Source organism: Nonomuraea sp. NPDC001699 (genome assembly GCF_053596455.1).
Window position 1 is genome coordinate 75,104 of record NZ_JBSFGF010000005.1, and the last position, 14,700, is coordinate 89,803.

General features: G+C 72.2%; 11 protein-coding genes. 4 read left to right on the forward strand and 7 right to left on the reverse strand.

Translation table 11 applies throughout. The annotated features are described in order from the left end of the window. Positions 1-78: 78 nt before the first annotated feature. Positions 79-1,173, reverse strand: a complete 1,095-nt coding sequence (locus ACWCSU_RS16980; protein WP_449935885.1) for a sialidase family protein — start codon at positions 1,171-1,173, stop codon at positions 79-81. Beyond that, positions 1,170-2,546, reverse strand: coding sequence for a hypothetical protein (locus ACWCSU_RS16985; protein ID WP_449935887.1), 1,377 nt, complete (start codon positions 2,544-2,546; stop codon positions 1,170-1,172). Before ACWCSU_RS16985 ends, ACWCSU_RS16980 begins: the two co-directional genes overlap by 4 nt. Before the next feature lie 169 nt (positions 2,547-2,715). Between ACWCSU_RS16985 and ACWCSU_RS16990 the strand changes: the two genes are divergently transcribed. Beyond that, on the forward strand, positions 2,716-4,122 hold the full coding sequence (locus ACWCSU_RS16990; RefSeq protein WP_449935890.1) for a dihydrolipoyl dehydrogenase family protein: 1,407 nt from the start codon (positions 2,716-2,718) through the stop codon (positions 4,120-4,122). Here ACWCSU_RS16990 and ACWCSU_RS16995 read toward each other — a convergent pair. The 4 genes from ACWCSU_RS16995 to ACWCSU_RS17010 form a co-directional block, all read right to left on the reverse strand. Further along, positions 4,110-4,517, reverse strand: a complete 408-nt coding sequence (locus tag ACWCSU_RS16995) for an STAS domain-containing protein (protein WP_449935892.1) — start codon at positions 4,515-4,517, stop codon at positions 4,110-4,112. The genes ACWCSU_RS16990 and ACWCSU_RS16995 overlap by 13 nt on opposite strands. A gap of 112 nt (positions 4,518-4,629) precedes the next feature. Further along, on the reverse strand, positions 4,630-5,628 hold the full coding sequence (locus ACWCSU_RS17000; RefSeq protein WP_357707100.1) for a hypothetical protein: 999 nt from the start codon (positions 5,626-5,628) through the stop codon (positions 4,630-4,632). Then, the gene (locus ACWCSU_RS17005) at positions 5,625-6,794 is read right to left on the reverse strand and encodes a hypothetical protein (protein ID WP_357707102.1); all 1,170 of its coding nucleotides are present in this window, start codon (positions 6,792-6,794) and stop codon (positions 5,625-5,627) included. Before ACWCSU_RS17005 ends, ACWCSU_RS17000 begins: the two co-directional genes overlap by 4 nt. Positions 6,795-6,900: 106 nt before the next feature. Further along, the gene (locus tag ACWCSU_RS17010; RefSeq protein WP_449935895.1) at positions 6,901-8,196 is read right to left on the reverse strand and encodes a cytochrome P450; all 1,296 of its coding nucleotides are present in this window, start codon (positions 8,194-8,196) and stop codon (positions 6,901-6,903) included. A 192-nt stretch (positions 8,197-8,388) separates the two neighbouring features. On the opposite strand from ACWCSU_RS17010, the gene ACWCSU_RS17015 reads away from it, so the two are divergent. The 3 genes from ACWCSU_RS17015 to ACWCSU_RS17025 all read left to right on the forward strand — a co-directional run bounded on the left by ACWCSU_RS17015 (position 8,389) and on the right by ACWCSU_RS17025 (position 13,082). Further along, positions 8,389-10,593, forward strand: coding sequence for a transglycosylase domain-containing protein (locus tag ACWCSU_RS17015; RefSeq protein ID WP_449935896.1), 2,205 nt, complete (start codon positions 8,389-8,391; stop codon positions 10,591-10,593). A 229-nt stretch (positions 10,594-10,822) separates the two neighbouring features. Further along, positions 10,823-11,794, forward strand: coding sequence for a LacI family DNA-binding transcriptional regulator (locus tag ACWCSU_RS17020; protein ID WP_357707108.1), 972 nt, complete (start codon positions 10,823-10,825; stop codon positions 11,792-11,794). Beyond that, the gene (locus ACWCSU_RS17025; protein WP_449935899.1) at positions 11,781-13,082 is read left to right on the forward strand and encodes a serine/threonine-protein kinase; all 1,302 of its coding nucleotides are present in this window, start codon (positions 11,781-11,783) and stop codon (positions 13,080-13,082) included. Before ACWCSU_RS17020 ends, ACWCSU_RS17025 begins: the two co-directional genes overlap by 14 nt. A gap of 113 nt (positions 13,083-13,195) precedes the next feature. On the opposite strand, the gene ACWCSU_RS17030 is transcribed toward ACWCSU_RS17025, so the two are convergent. Then, a complete protein-coding gene (locus ACWCSU_RS17030) occupies positions 13,196-14,560 on the reverse strand; it encodes a GH12 family glycosyl hydrolase domain-containing protein (protein ID WP_449935902.1) in 1,365 nt (454 codons plus the stop codon). Positions 14,561-14,700: the final 140 nt, after the last annotated feature.

Here is a 14,700-nt window from a genome sequence, read left to right on the forward strand (position 1 = left end):
TGTGTCAGCACTTCCGTGAACAGGGAAACGTACGCGGCGCAGGGGCGCAACACGTACCAGGCGGCGGGGGACCGGCGGCTAGGCCCGGCGGGGGACGAGCTCGGCGACCGGGACACGCCGGAAGGCGATGCTCTCGTACGGCCCGAAGTCGCCGGTCTCGAACAGCAGCCCCACCGTGTCGTCGTCCACTCTGACCAGGTCGGAGTAGGCGGCGGGCAGGCCGGAGACGGTGTGCACCGGATGCCAGGTGAGCCCGGCGTCGTCGCTCGCCCGTACCGTCATCAGGGCCCGCGCGTCGGGCGCGGCCGGGCCGGAGAACAGCAGCACGCCGGGCGGCTCGCACCACAGCAGGCTGCCCTCGACCACCGGCCCCGCCAGCCCGGCCTGCGGGCGGAAGGGCAGGTCGAGCCGCTGCCCGCCGTCGGAGGAGTAGGCGTCGGCCCGGGTGCCGGGCGCGGCGGAGTCCGTCCTGGTGTTGAGGTAGAGGCGGCCGTCGGGCAGCTCGGCCGCGGTGGTCTCGTTGACGTTGACGTAGCCGTCGGGGTTGTCGTCCACGTACCCGATCCGCCAGGTAAGGCCGCCGTCGTCGCTGAGCAGCGCGTGGCCGCCGTTGTACTTGCCCTCGGTGCCGACGTCCGAGCCGGACGGGGGCAGGGAGTGGTTGCCCGGCACCACGACGCGCCCGCTCCTGAGCCGGACGGCGTGCCCTGGGCCGGTGGCGTACCAGCGCCACTCCGGCCGCCCGGCCTGGGCGGTGATCTCGCGCGGCGCCGGCCAGGTGACGCCGTCGTCCGCGCTGACCTGGACGAACACCCGCCGCCCCGCGGCCGCCGGCACCTGCCCGCGCCTGATCTTCTCCTCCGTCGCCGACGGCCCCTGCCGGACCGTGACGAGGAGGATCCGGCCGTCGTCCAGCACCACGGGCGCGGGGTTGCCGACCGTGCCGCGGTTCGGTTCCGTGGCGACCACCTGGAGCGGCCCCCACGTCAGGCCGCCGTCGGAGGACCGCCTGAGCACCAGGTCGATGTGGCCAGAGTCGCCGGCCGACCCCCGCCGCCCCTCGGCGAAGGCCAGGACCGTCCCCTCCCCCGTCACCACGGCGGCCGGGATGCGGAAGGTGTGGTAACCCTCGGACGCCGCCCGGTACACCACGGACGTGGGGTAAGCAGTCATGCGGGCACGCTAGGCCCCGCAGGTGAACGTCTCCCGACCTCCGGCGGACGTCCCGATGCCAGCCCGGCGGCCAGGCAGGCCGTCGGGAGAGCGGGTACGACGTACCGCACGTCGTACCCGTTCAGGAAGGAAGGCGCCACGACCAGCACGGCGGCGGCCATGCCGGGCAGCAGCGCGTCCGGCCGCCGCCGTACGGCCGCCACCGCGAGCGCGCCCCCGAGCAGCGCCAGGAGCACCGGGTACGGCAGGTAGCCGAAGCGTTGGTAGGCCCGCAGCCAGCCCGCGTAGGGCTCGACGATCCGGGTGTCCGCCGGCCCGCCCTCGTACGCCTCGGCGATCGGCCGTATGGACGCGCGCAGCGGGCGCTCCTCGTAGGGGAACCAGTACGGATTGGTCTTCCTGTCCGACACCTTCCTGGCCGTGGTGCGCTCCCAGCGCAGCAGCCACCGCAGGTCGCGCCCGACGGCGGCCAGGTAGTCGCCGGGCTGGGCGAGGACGGCCTCGCTGGCGAAGCGGGCGGCCAGCGCGTTCCGGTCGCCGGGGACGGCGGCCAGGGTGGACCCCCACATCCAGTGCGCGGGAGAGGGCCGCCCGGCCACCGGCGTCCTCGGGCAGAGAGGGGCCAGCTCGGGCTCCGGCCTGATGACCGAGCAGTCGGCGAAGGTCGTCGTTCGGGCCCACAGGAACAGGCCGTCGGCCTTGGTCAGGCCGAAGGTGCCGCTGGTGGCCCGCATCCAGGAGGCGTACCCGAGCAGCGGCGCCGCGCCCGCCAAGACCAGGCAGAGCAGCGCGCGCGGCCCGGGACGGCGCAGCAACAGGCAGGCGGCGGCCACCACGAGGACGGCCACCCCGATCGTGCGGGTGATGGCGGCCAGGCCGAGCAGCACGCCGCCGGCGGCCGCCGTGACCGGGGTGAGCCGATACGACAGCGCCAGGATCCCGGCCGTGACCAGCACGGTGAACAGCGCGTCCGCCATGATCATGTGTTCCAGCAGGATCAGGAACTCGTCGTACAGCAGCGGCGCGACGGCGGCCGTCGCGCCCCAGCCGGGCAGGCCGCGCCGCCGCAGCAGGGCGTAGACGGCCACGGCGAGCGCCGGCCCGAGCGCGTGCTGCACGGCGGCCACCAGCGCCAGGCTCTTCGCGGGCCCGAGCGCGGCCAGGAAGAGCGAGTACCCGAGCGGCCGGAACGTCCCGGGCACGGGGTCGCCCGCGGCCTCCAGATAGGAGAACGAGTCCGCCCAGAACCACAGCGCGGGCCGGTACCCCGCCATCGCGAGCAGCCGCAGCGCGACGGCGGGCACCAGCGCGGCCAGCAGCGCCCGATGCCGCCTCCAGACGTTTCCGGGCAGCACGAACACAGGAGACGGCACCGGCACAGGGAGGCTCCTTCGCGAGAGTGCCGAACGGGCTCCCCGGACGGCGCGGGCATCTACCCGGTCTTGCCGTTGCGCCGCGAAAAGGTTCACGCCCATGGCCGTCGCGGGCATCACGGGCAGGGCATGAAAGAGTGCGAGTCGAGGACGAGCATGGGGAGGCAGCGTGGCCGAGGAGTTCGACGTCATTGTGATCGGGGCCGGTCCGGCGGGCGAGAACGTCGCCGCGCGGGCGGTGCGCGGCGGGCTGAGCGCCGCGATCGTCGAGGAGCGGCTGGCCGGCGGCGAGTGCTCCTACTGGGCGTGCATCCCCAGCAAGGCGCTGCTGCGCCCGGTCGACCTGGCCGGCGAGGTGTCACGGGTGCCCGGCCTCTCGCTCGGGCCGATCGACGTGGACGCGGTGCTCGCCCGGCGCGACGAGGCGGTCTCGCGCTACGACGACTCCGAGCAGGTGAGCTGGATCGAGGGCGTGCCCGCGGAGTTCGTCCGCGGCAGGGGGCGGCTCGACGGCGAGCGGCGGGTGGTCGTCACGACCCCTGACGGCGCCGAGCGGGTGCTCACGGCCAGGCAGGCCGTCGTGCTCGCCACCGGCAGCACGGCCGCGGTCCCGCCGGTGCCGGGCCTGGCCGAGGCGAAGCCGTGGACCAGCCACGAGGTCACCGCCGCGACGAAGGTGCCCGAACGCCTGGTGGTGATCGGCGGCGGCGTGGTCGCCTGCGAGATGGCGCAGGCCATGCACGGGCTCGGCGCGCGGCAGACGACCGTGCTGGTACGCGGCGGCAAGCTGCTCGGCAGGATCGAGCCGTTCGCGGGCGAGCTGGTCGCGCGGTCGTTCGCCGAGGCGGGCATCGACGTGCGCATGCACACCGACGTGGTCAGGGTCGAGCGGCCCGAACCGGGCGGCAAGGTGACCGTGCACCTGTCGGAGGGCCCGCCGCTGGAGGCCGACGAACTGCTGGTGGCCACCGGCCGCGATGTCGCCACACGCGGGATCGGGCTGGACACGGTCGGCCTGCCCGACGACGCGCCCGTCGAGGTCGACGACAGCATGCGGGCCACCGGCGTCCCGGGCGGCTGGCTCTACGCCGTCGGCGACGTCAACGGCCGCGCGCTCCTCACCCACATCGGCAAGTACCAGGCCAGGATCTGCGGTGACGTGATCGCGGCGCGGGCGCACGGCGACGACCTGCCCGCCATGCGCGACCTGGCCGGCGGCTTCGGCGTGCCGCAGGTCGTCTTCACCGATCCGCAGGTCTGCGCGGTCGGCCGTACGGAGGCCGATGCCAGGAAGGCCGGTTTCCGGGTACGCGCGGTCGAGTACGACCTCGGCTCGGTGTCGGGCGCGTACCTGCTGGGCGACGGCTACCGGGGCCGGGCCAAGGCCGTCGTGGACGAGGACAGGAAGGTGCTGCTCGGCGTCACCTTCGCCGGTCCCGGCGTCGGCGAGCTGCTGCACGCCGCCACGATCGCGGTCACCGGCGAGGTGCCGCTCGACCGGCTCTGGCACGCCGTGCCGTCGTTCCCGACCGTGAGCGAGATCTGGCTGCGCCTGCTGGAGACCTACGGGTTGTAGGCGACGCCCGGCGTCCCCCCGGGCCACGACCGGGGGGCGGGCGGCGTGGCGTCCACCATCAGCTCCGCCACGGTCTGCTCGACGCTGCCGCTCAGCTCGACGTGGGAGAGCAGGTCCGTCAGCCGCAGCACCGACAGCAGGTGCTCCGACGGCCGGACCACGACGATCCGGCCGCCCGGCTCCGCCTCCATCCGCTGCATCGCCGTCGCCAGCACGCCGATGACGGAGGAGTCGTAGAAGACGAGCTCGGCCAGGTCGAAGACGAGGACGGGACCGGCCGACCAGTCCCACACCGTGTGGATGTGGGCGCTGAACCGGGCCCGTCCCGCATGGTCGAGCTCGCCTGTGGCGCGCATGACCGTGCAGTGGAGATGCCGGATCGTCTCGATGCTCAAACCGTTCGCGCCCACCTTCGACAACTGCCCGCAGAGCGGCGCTATCACCGGTTGATCACCATTTTCCGGAAATATCAGGTGCTCACCGGCGGTCGCGGTACGGTCGCCGGCTCTAGTCCGAGGTGCACGACTCCAGCGTCGGCAGGACGCCCGGCAGCCGCTCGATCACCACGAGGAACGGCGAGACCGTGGGGCTCGGCAGGACGAGCTCGGTGACGTTCCCGTGGATGGTCTGCCCGAAGGGCCCCGCCACGCCGTCCCTGAGGCTGTAGACCCGCTCCACCGTGGGGGACGCCGTGCCGAGGAGCTTCCTGGTGGCGTGCCGCAGCCAGCGCAGCTCGCTGTTGACCCGCCGCCAGGTCGCCGGGATCATGCTGGCCGGCTCCGCCTTCGTGCCCAGCCGCAACGTGATCCGGCCGCTGGCCCCGAACGTGTCGCGCAGCACCGGGTTGACCATGAACATGCCCGACCGCAGCACGCGGACCCCCTGCCGGTTGAGGTTGGCCAGGCCGCCGCCGCTGATCAGCGAGGACAGCTCGCAGCGGGAGCCGTCCAGGGTGTCGGGGTCGTAGTCGACGGCGGGCGGCTCCTCGAACACGATCTTGTTCAGCCGCAGCCCGGCCACCCCGTCGGCCTGGACCCGGCCGGTCAGGAACGTGCGCACCTCGTCGCAGACGCCGTCGCCCTCCATGACGTCCAGGGCCTCGACGCAGATCAGCCCGTCGTCGGGGATCTCCTCGGGGGTCAGGTCGAAGGCCACGCGGGCGTGCGGGTTCCGGCCGCGCAGCAGCACGCACTGCCGCAGGCGTCCCTGGGAACGGATCTGGACGCACCGGGGCAGCGTGAGGTCGGCGCCCGTCTTGCCGGTGTGCCAGCCGCTGACCGACCGCTCGTCCATGGACAGCGACATCTGCACCCGCAGCGGCCGTCCCTGCGCGGACACCTTGAAGCCGACCAGCCCGGAGGTCTCGAACCTGCCCACGATCTGGCTGCCCCGTTGCAGCCGGTCGACGACCTGGAGGGCGGCGAACCGCCCGCTGGTCACGTGGACGGGCGGGATCGCGGGCAGGATCACCGGGTCGAGCTCTGTGCTGGGTCCTGTTCCGGTCATCGGGCGCTCCTCGCGGGGGTCAGTGTGGTCTTGGCCAGGTCCTGGAAGTCGAATCGGGTGAGTACGGGGTCGCGGCGCTCCCACATGCGGCGCACCGCCTCGAAGAGGGGGTCGCCGTCGCGCTCCACGTGCCGCAGGGCGACCGCGAGGGCACGGGGGTAGTCGGGGCCGAGCTCCCAGCGCGGCAGGACCTGGGTCGGCACGTCGGCGCCGCAGCGGCGCAGCCACGACCACAGGCGGGCGCGCTCGCGCTGCTCGGGGCCGAGGATCGTCTCGGCCTTCCCGTGCACGGCGACGGCCTCGCCGAGCCGCTCGCGCAGCTCCTCCGGCGTGCGCACAAGGTGCGTGGCCCCGCAGGCGGCGCCCTCCGACCATCCGGCCTGGATGACGGGCACGCCGAAAGCGGGCAGGTCGCTGCCGCCGAACGTGACCGCGACGTCGGTCATGCTCCACAGGATGTTCGTCGACAGCAGGCCGGAGCGCAGGCGGTCGAGGAACAGCCAGTTGGCCGACTCGTCGGCCTCGGCGTACCGCTCGGTCTCCTCGAACAGCTCGGTGTCGCGGCCCGGCATGTGGCCGAACACCGTGATCGTGGGCCGGCCGGCGTCGAGGCGGAGCCTGGAGCAGCCGTAGAGGCGAAGCTGGCGGCGTTCGGTGTCCGTGCGGACCTGGTAGCCCTCCTTGGCCCGCCAGGCCGTACGCTCGGCGCTCGGCCGGATCACCTCCCTGTTGGGCCAGACCCAGCGCTCGAAGAACTCCGCGACCCGGCCGGGCAGCTCCTCGCCGAACGAACCGGGCGTCCGGCCGGGGAACAGCGCGTACGCCTGCAATCCTCCCGTACCGTGCACGTGCACGACGGGGATGTCGGTGCGGACGCCACGATCCATCCGGCTGGTGACCAGGGCGTCGGGCGGCCCCAGATCGGCGGCGGCGCCGAACGCCTCGGCCAGCGGCCGCCACCGCGGGTCGGTGAGCACCACCAGCCGGGCCGACAGCAGCCCGCACACGGCCTTGGCGACCATGACGGTACGCACCACCACCCGGACGTCCTCGTCGAACGCCTCGGCCACCACGCAACCGGTGTCGCCCGCGGTGTCCCCCCAGTACGCCCTGGCGGTCGAGACCAGATGATCGACATGCTCTTCGTCGTCCACGACACGACGCATGAAACCCTCCACCAAGGCCAGGAAGAATCGCCCCGGCAGACGTTGCCAGACCCTCGCGCGCGCACCCGCGCGACAACACGCTTCTTTGCCCGGCGCTGGCCGAATCTCAGACGGCCTCGACCTGGTCGATGACGAAACGGCTGTTGGGCACGGCCGGAGCGCGCCACGACGGCATGCGCAGGTCCTGGGCGGGCACCCCGTACGTCATCCAGCGGGTCAGCGCGGTCACCGCCTGTTTCATCAGGTCCACGGTGATCCACTCGCCGGCGCACCGGTGCCCTTCGTAGTGATCGCCGCCTCCCTGGGGGACGAAGTCGTACTCGCCGCCGTCCCACTCGGCGAACCGCTCCGGGCGGAACTCGCCGGGACGGTCCCACAGGCGCGAGTCGTGGTCGGTGCCGTACAGGTCGAGCAGGGTCCGCCGGCCCTGCGGGAAGTGCTCGCCGTTCCAGGTGAAGGGCCTGGCCGCCTTGGCGGCGACGAACGGGAAGAACGGGTAGAACCGTCGCACCTCCTGGACGAAGTGCTCGACGAACTGCTCGTCGCCCTCGCGGACGCGCTCGTGGTACTCCGGGTGGGCGTGCAGGGCCATGGCCGCGAACGTCACGAACCTGGCCACCGCCACCGTGGGCCGCAGCACGTTGTGCAGCTCGACGGCCGCGGTCCTGGCCGGGAGCAGGGTGCCGTCGGGGTCCCGGTAACCGGCGATCAGACCGGTCACCGTGCCGGCGAAGCGTTCCGGGTGGTCGCGCGCGCAACGGATCAGGCCGGACAGCCACAGGTCGCCCTTGATCCTGGCGTACCGGCCGCGCAGGTAGCGCACGCCGATCCCGCCCGCGCCCTCGATGGCCGCCTGGAACGTGGCGGTGGCGGCGGGCACCCGCGCGGGCGGCAGCGGCACGCCCGTCCAGTCGCAGACCGCCTGGCACAGCAGTTCGCTGACCTCGTCGTACAGGACGACCCGCGGCATGCGCCGCCACGCGCGGATGCGCTCGCGCCAGCGCTGTCCGGCCAGCTCCGTCAGCCGGTCGCGGCCCTGCCTGCCCATCAGCGACATGAACATGGCCTTGCGCGCCCGGTGGGTCTCGCCGTCGAGCGCCTGGACGCCGTCCCTGCCGAACAGCGTCAGCTGGAGCCTGCGGGGCGCGGCGCCCTGCCGGACGAACAGCTCGGGGTCGTAGAAGACCTCGGCGGCCTCGGCCCCGGTCATGCAGGTGACCGGCTGGAGGAGGAGCCGCGTCTCGAAGACGTCGGCGCCGAGCCGCCGCGCCCGGTCCCCGATGAAGCGGTACGGGTCGAGCAGGAGGGTCAGGGTGTCGTCCAGGACCGGCCTCCGGCGGGGGGCGGCGACCGGCTCACGGACCCGCGGCTGCTCGCGTGGCAACACTCGGTGAGAAGTCATGACCTGGCCCTATCCCCGCAGACCCGCAGGAAACGAATTCACCGGGAAACACGGCGAACCAAATGCCGTGCTTCGACGTCTCACCCGGGGTAGAAGCATCCACTTCGGCCGCGCGCTTCGTCTTTTTACAGAGAGCAGGTCATGGGCGGGTTTAGGATGCACCCAAAAGCCAAGTTGAGGGGGTTTTTCCGCATGGGTTCCCGAATGTCGGGCGTCGTGCGCCTGACCGGGGCTGCTATGGCCGCGGGAGTGGTGGCCGCGGCCATCGCGTTGCCGGCGGTCGGTGGCACCGGAGCGATGTTCGTCTCGGCGTCCGAGGAACTGAACATCAAGCCGGAGGACCTCAAGGAGCCGCCGCTCGCCGAGAAGACGACGGTCCTCGACGCCAAGGGCAACCAGATCGCCCAGTTCTACGAGGAGTACCGGGAGAACGTCTCGCTCGACGAGGTGGCCGACATCATGAAGACGGCCATCATCTCCATCGAGGACTACCGCTTCTACGAGCACGGCGCGATCGACATCGAGGGCACCGTGCGCGCCCTCGCCAAGAACCTCAGCAGGGGCGGCATCGCCCAGGGTGGCTCCTCCATCACCCAGCAGTACGTCAAGCAGGTGCTGCTCAACTCGGCCACCACCGAGAAGGAGAAGAACGCGGCCCTCGAAGCCAGCTACGCCCGCAAGCTCAAGGAGCTGCGCTACGCGATGGCGGTCGAGGAGAAGTACAACAAGAACGAGATCCTCGGCAAGTACCTCAACATCGCCTACTTCGGCGCGGGTGCGTACGGGGTCGAGGCGGCGGCCAAGCGCTTCTTCGGGGTGTCGGCCTCCGAGCTGACGCTGTGGCAGGCGGCCACGCTGGCCGGCGCCGTCCAGGACCCGAACAGGACCGACCCCAACCTGGGCAAGGACTCCCGCGCGCAGCTGCTCAACCGGCGCAACGTGGTCCTCGACCGGATGCTCGAACTCAAGAAGATCACGCCTGAGCAGCACGAAGAGGCCAGGGCCAAGAAGCTCGGCTACAAGGGCACCCCGCTGCCCGGCGGCTGCGGCGCGAGCCAGTACCCGTACTTCTGCATGTACGTGCGCAACGAGATCCTGAGCAACCCGGCCTTCGGCAAGACCAAGAAGGCCCGCACCCAGTTCCTCAACCGGGGCGGCCTGGAGATCAAGACCACGATCGACCCGAAGATGCAGGAGGCCGCCGAGGAGGCCATCAAGAAGCACGTCTTCGCCTCCGACAACCCGGTGGCCTCCGAGGCGCTGGTCAAGCCGGGCACGGGCGAGATCAAGGCCATGGCCGCCAGCCGCAAGTACGGCAACTCCAAGCGCAAGCACGAGATGTCGTACAACGTGGTGGCCGACGCGGTGCACGGCGGCGGCATCGGCTTCCAGGCCGGTTCGACGTTCAAGACGTTCACGCTGCTCACCGCGCTCAAGCAGGGCATGAAGATCAACGACGGCTTCAACGTCGGCAGCGGCTACACCGCCCCCAACTACTGGGCGTTCAAGAACTGCAAGAACCAGAACGTCGGCGACCCGAGCCACACCGTCACCAACGACGAGGGCGGCGGCGGCTTCAAGTCGCTGGCCACCGGCACCTGGGGCTCGGTGAACACGTTCTTCATGACGCTGGAGCAGAAGGTCGGCCTCTGCAAGGTGGTCGAGACCGCCAAGTCGCTCGGCATCAAGCGCTCCGACGGCGGCAAGCTCCAGGAGTTCGAGACGTTCACCCTCGGCATCAACGAGATGGACCCGGTGACCGTGGCCACGGCCTACGCGGCGATCGGCGCGCGCGGCAAGTACTGCCCGCCGACGGCCATCACCCAGATCACCGACCGCAACGGCAAGGTGACCGAGTACAAGCCCAAGTGCACGCAGGCGTTCGACCCCGAGGTCGCCGACGCTGCGGCGAACATCCTGTCCGGCGTCTTCACCAAGGGCACCATGCGCGGGGTCGGCGGCATCGGCCGTCCGGCGGCGGGCAAGACCGGCACCACCGACGACCAGGCCACCGCCTGGTTCGCCGGGTTCACCCCCGACCTGGCCGGCGCGGTCAGCATCGGCGACCCGAACGGCTCGACCACCCACAAGCTGAACAACATCACCATCGGCGGCAGGTACTACCCCTCGGTCTTCGGCGCCTCGATCCCCGGCCCGATCTGGAACGCCACCATGAAGGCCGCGCTCAAGGGCACCCCGGCGACGGCCTTCACCCCGGTCGACTCCTCCCGCTTCGGCGGCTGCGGCCAGGGCTGCGCCCCCCGCAGGCAGGAGCCCGACGACAGGGGCCAGGACCTCATCGACGTCAACCCCAACCCCGACGGCGACTTCGGCCCCGGCCAGGGTTACCAGAACGACAACGGCAACGGCCACGGGCGCGGCAGGGGCCGGCGCTAGGGACGTACGCGAAGGGGGTATCCGGCACGTCGCGGATACCCCCTATCGGCCGGAAAATATGGATTGATCCGCGTTCACCGCAAAAAGTCTGACGGTAACCAGCGCCCCTACCTGAGCAGATTCGGAATGGGTTCGCACACCGGGACGCACCCCCTGGGAAGGCCCTATTAACAGCGGCGAAACATTGGTAACGTGGGAGCGCTCCCAGGATCTTTCCGCGAGGTGCTCCATGACCGAGCAGCCCACACTGGCACAGGTGGCGGCCGCTGCAGGGGTTTCCCCCGCGACCGCATCTCGAGTCCTCACGGGCTCGGTGCGGGTCAGTACCTCGACCCGCCGGCAAGTGTACGACGCCGTCTCCCGCATGGGCTACGTCCGCCAACGCGCGCCCAGGGGAAGCGCCGCCAAGACGCTGACCGACGGCGTCACGGCGGTGATCTGCGACCATCTCCCCCGCCTGTTCTCCGAGCCCTACTACGCCAGGCTCCTGTCCGCCGCCGGAGCGGTGATCGCCGAGCACGGCACCCACCTCATGGTCACGACCGTGACGCCCACCTCCTCGACGCTCCCGGCGCTGTCGGGCGCCGTCCTCATCGTCGGTGCGCGAGAACGCCATCCGCTGGCCATCAAGCTGTCCACTGCGGGCATCCCGGTCCGCAACATCGGCCGGCCGCCGCACGACCTCAAGCTGCCCTACGCCGACGTGGACAACCTCGACGGCGGCCGGCAGGCGGCCGAACACCTGCTGTTACAGGGCCGCAGGAACGTGGCCGCCATCGGCGGCCCGCCGTCCCTGCCCGCCGCCCGCGACCGTCTCGAAGGGCTCGTACGCACCCTTCAGGCGGCCGGCGCCCCCGACGTGCCCGTGGCGTACGGCGACTTCACCGCGGCCTCGGGCACGCACGCCATGCAATGGCTGTTACGCCACGCGCCCGGCCTCGACGCCGTCTTCGTCGCCTCCGACCTGATGGCGGCCGGCGCGATCCAGGCCCTTCGCCGGGCCGGCCGCAAGGTCCCCTCGGACGTCGCCGTGATCGGCTTCGACGACGCCCCCGTGGCCCGGCACACCGTCCCGGCACTGACCACCGTCCGCCAGCCCGTCGAGGAGCTCGCCACGGTCGCCACCCGCCTGCTCCTGACGGGGGCGACGGGGATCGACCCCGTCCTCCCCACGGAACTGGTCATCCGTGAGTCAGCTTGAGCCGGGGGACGTGCTGGCCCGGCGGTACCTGCTGCTGGACCCGCTGGCCCACGGCGGCATGTCGGTCATCTGGCGTGCCTTCGACCAGTCGTTGCAGCGGCTGGTCGCGGTCAAGGTGCTGACCGCCTCGCTGCACACCGACCACGGCGAACGCGTCCGGGTGCGCAGCGAGGCCCGCGCCGCGGCCCGGTTCATCCACCGCGACTCGATCGAGATCTACGACTACGGCGAGGCCGTCACCGCAAAGGGCGGCGTGGCCGCGTACGTGGTGATGCCCCTGCTCGACGGCACCCCGCTGGCCGAGCGCATCGCCGAGGGGCCGCTGCCGTGGACCGAGGCGGCGGCCATCGCCCAGCGGCTGGCCCGCGTGCTGATGGCCGGGCACGCCCGCGGCCTGGTCCACCGGGACGTCACCGCCGAGAACGTGCTGCTCACCGCCGACGGCCCGAAGCTGCTCGACTTCGGCATCGCCGCCTGGGCCGGCGACCCCGACGACGACCGCGGCACCCCTCCCTACGTCGCCCCCGAACGCCTCCTCGGCGCCCCCACCCACCCGGCCGTGGACGTGTACGCCCTGGGCGTGCTGCTGTTCGCCATGCTCACCGGGCGCACCCCGTACCCGGAGACCACGTGGGAGGAGATCGAGGCGGCGCGCCGGACCGATCCACCGCCCCGGGTGACCGGCGTGCCGTACGGCGTCGCCTCGCTCTGCCAGAGCTGCCTGGCGCACCTGCCCGAGGAGCGGCCCACGGCCGAGTCCATCGTCGCCTCGCTGACCTCGGCGCTCGGCACGGCCGGGATCGCCCGGCAGGTGCGGCGCGGGCTGACGATGGCGGGGTCGGCGCTGGTGGCGCTCACCGTGCTGCTGTGGTTCCAGCGGGCCGCGCCGGAGCCGGTGCTGTCGCCGCGGATCGCGCCGACGTCCGCACCGGCCGTGACGCCGTCGGCGTCGGCCTCGGCGTCGGCCTCCCGGGTGGTCGAGAGCGCGCCGGCCGGGTCGGTCACCGTCGAGCAGGCGGTGGACGGCTTCCACGACTCCCTCGAAGACGGCAAGCCGTGCGACGCGACCGACGCGGACGTGGTGCTCGACCTCAAGCAGGTACTCGACTCGGTGGTGCGCGGCTCGGTGGTGCGCGGCTCGGTGGTGCGCGGGCCCGAGGTCACCGGCATGGCCGAGCTGCGGCGCAAGGTCGCCGACCGGGCCAGGGAGGGCCGCCTGGCCCCCGCCTGCCGCGCGGAGCTTGAGGCCAAGCTCAAGGTGATCGACCGTGCCATGAAGCCGGACTGAGGGACACGACCGCTCCGCATTCCCGCCCGCCCGAGGCAGAGCTCATTCGCCGGGGCCAGGGGTGCGCCTTCGCCTGGGTCGGGCCAAGGCGCACCCCCTCCCGCCCGCCGGGGTCAGGTGCAGGTGTAGCCCGCGGGGACCTGGGTGTCGCCGGTGGGCCTGCTGGCCTGGAAGCCGAAGGTGGTGCTCGCGTTCGGGGCCAGGGTGCCGTTGTAGGGGAGGTTCCGCACGGTCACGACGCCGCCGCCGGCGGAGACGTTCGCGCCCCACGACCCGGTGATCGTGTGGCCCTGCGGGAGCGTGAAGGTGACGGTCCAGCCGTTGATCGTGGCCGTGCCGCGGTTGGTGACGGTGACCGGCTGGATGACGTAGCCGTTGCTCCAGGCGTTCTGGGTGGTCGCGGTCACGGCGCAGCCGCCGCCTCCGCCGCCGTTCTGGGTGGTGACCGTGACGGCGGCGGACTCGGGCGAGAGGTTGCCCGCGCCGTCCCGGGCCCTGACGCGGTAGCGGTACGTCGTGGCGGGGGTCAGGCCGGTGTCGGTGTAGGAGGTCGTGGCGCTGGTGCCGACCTGGGTGAAGGTGTCGCCGGTGGCGCGCAGGATGTCGTACCCGGCCAGGCCGCTGCCGCCGGTGTCGGTGGAGGCGCCCCAGGTGAGCGTGGTGGCGGCGGCCGTGGTGCCGGAGGCCGTCGGGGTGCCCGGCGTGGTGGGCGGCGTGCGGTCGGTCGTGCCGCCGCCGGAGCCGAAGGAGAAGGAGTCGACGGCCAGCCCGGCGCCGCCCACCCAGGGCTCGAACCCGGCCTGGACGCTGGTCAGGTACCACGAGCGCTGGGCGTAGCCGCGGCTGACGGCGTCGGAGTAGAAGGTGTCGACGGCGAAGTCGAGCGAGGGGGTCGCCGAGGTGCGCACGTAGGAGACGACGTTCCAGCCGATGTTGCCGTACCAGACCTGCCAGGTGCCGCCGGCCAGGGTCACCGTGCCGACCTGGGAGCCGACCGGCTGGATCGAGCCGCGCTTGTTGAGCCAGATCATCAGCTCCGCGCCGGTGTTCTGGCCGTCGGTGCGCGGGGTGGGGTCGAACCAGATGTCGTAGGCGGCGTCCCAGGTGCCGGAGCCGGGGTAGGTCATGGCGACCGCCGACCTCAGCGCGCCGAAGCCCGCCGAGCCGGCCTGCACGGGCAGGCCGCTGCCGGAGGTGCAGGCGGCGTAGTGGCAGCCGGCGTAGATGGCCGGGTAGGCGGCCGGGGCGCCGTTCGTGGCCTTGTCGTGCTCGGACCGGGTGACGGTGAAGCCGCCGTTCTGGTTGACGTCGACGCACTGCGCGGTGTCGGCGCCCCAGACGTTGTTCATGACGATGTAGCGGTCGTTCTGGACGGTGGTCGAGCCCCACTTCTCGCACAGCACCGGGGCGGCCTGCGCCGGTGCCGGGAACAGGCCGGCGCCGAGTAACGCCGCGACGGCCAGGACGATGATCTGCACGCGCCTCATGGCATGTTGCTCCCGCTTCTCTGGTCGAGGGAGGTGCTGGGAGCGCTCCCAACGTTCAGGGTCCCGGCGTCGGGCCCCCTACGGCAAGCAGCCCCGCCACCGCCCGCCGCCCCGGTACCGGGCCACCAGGG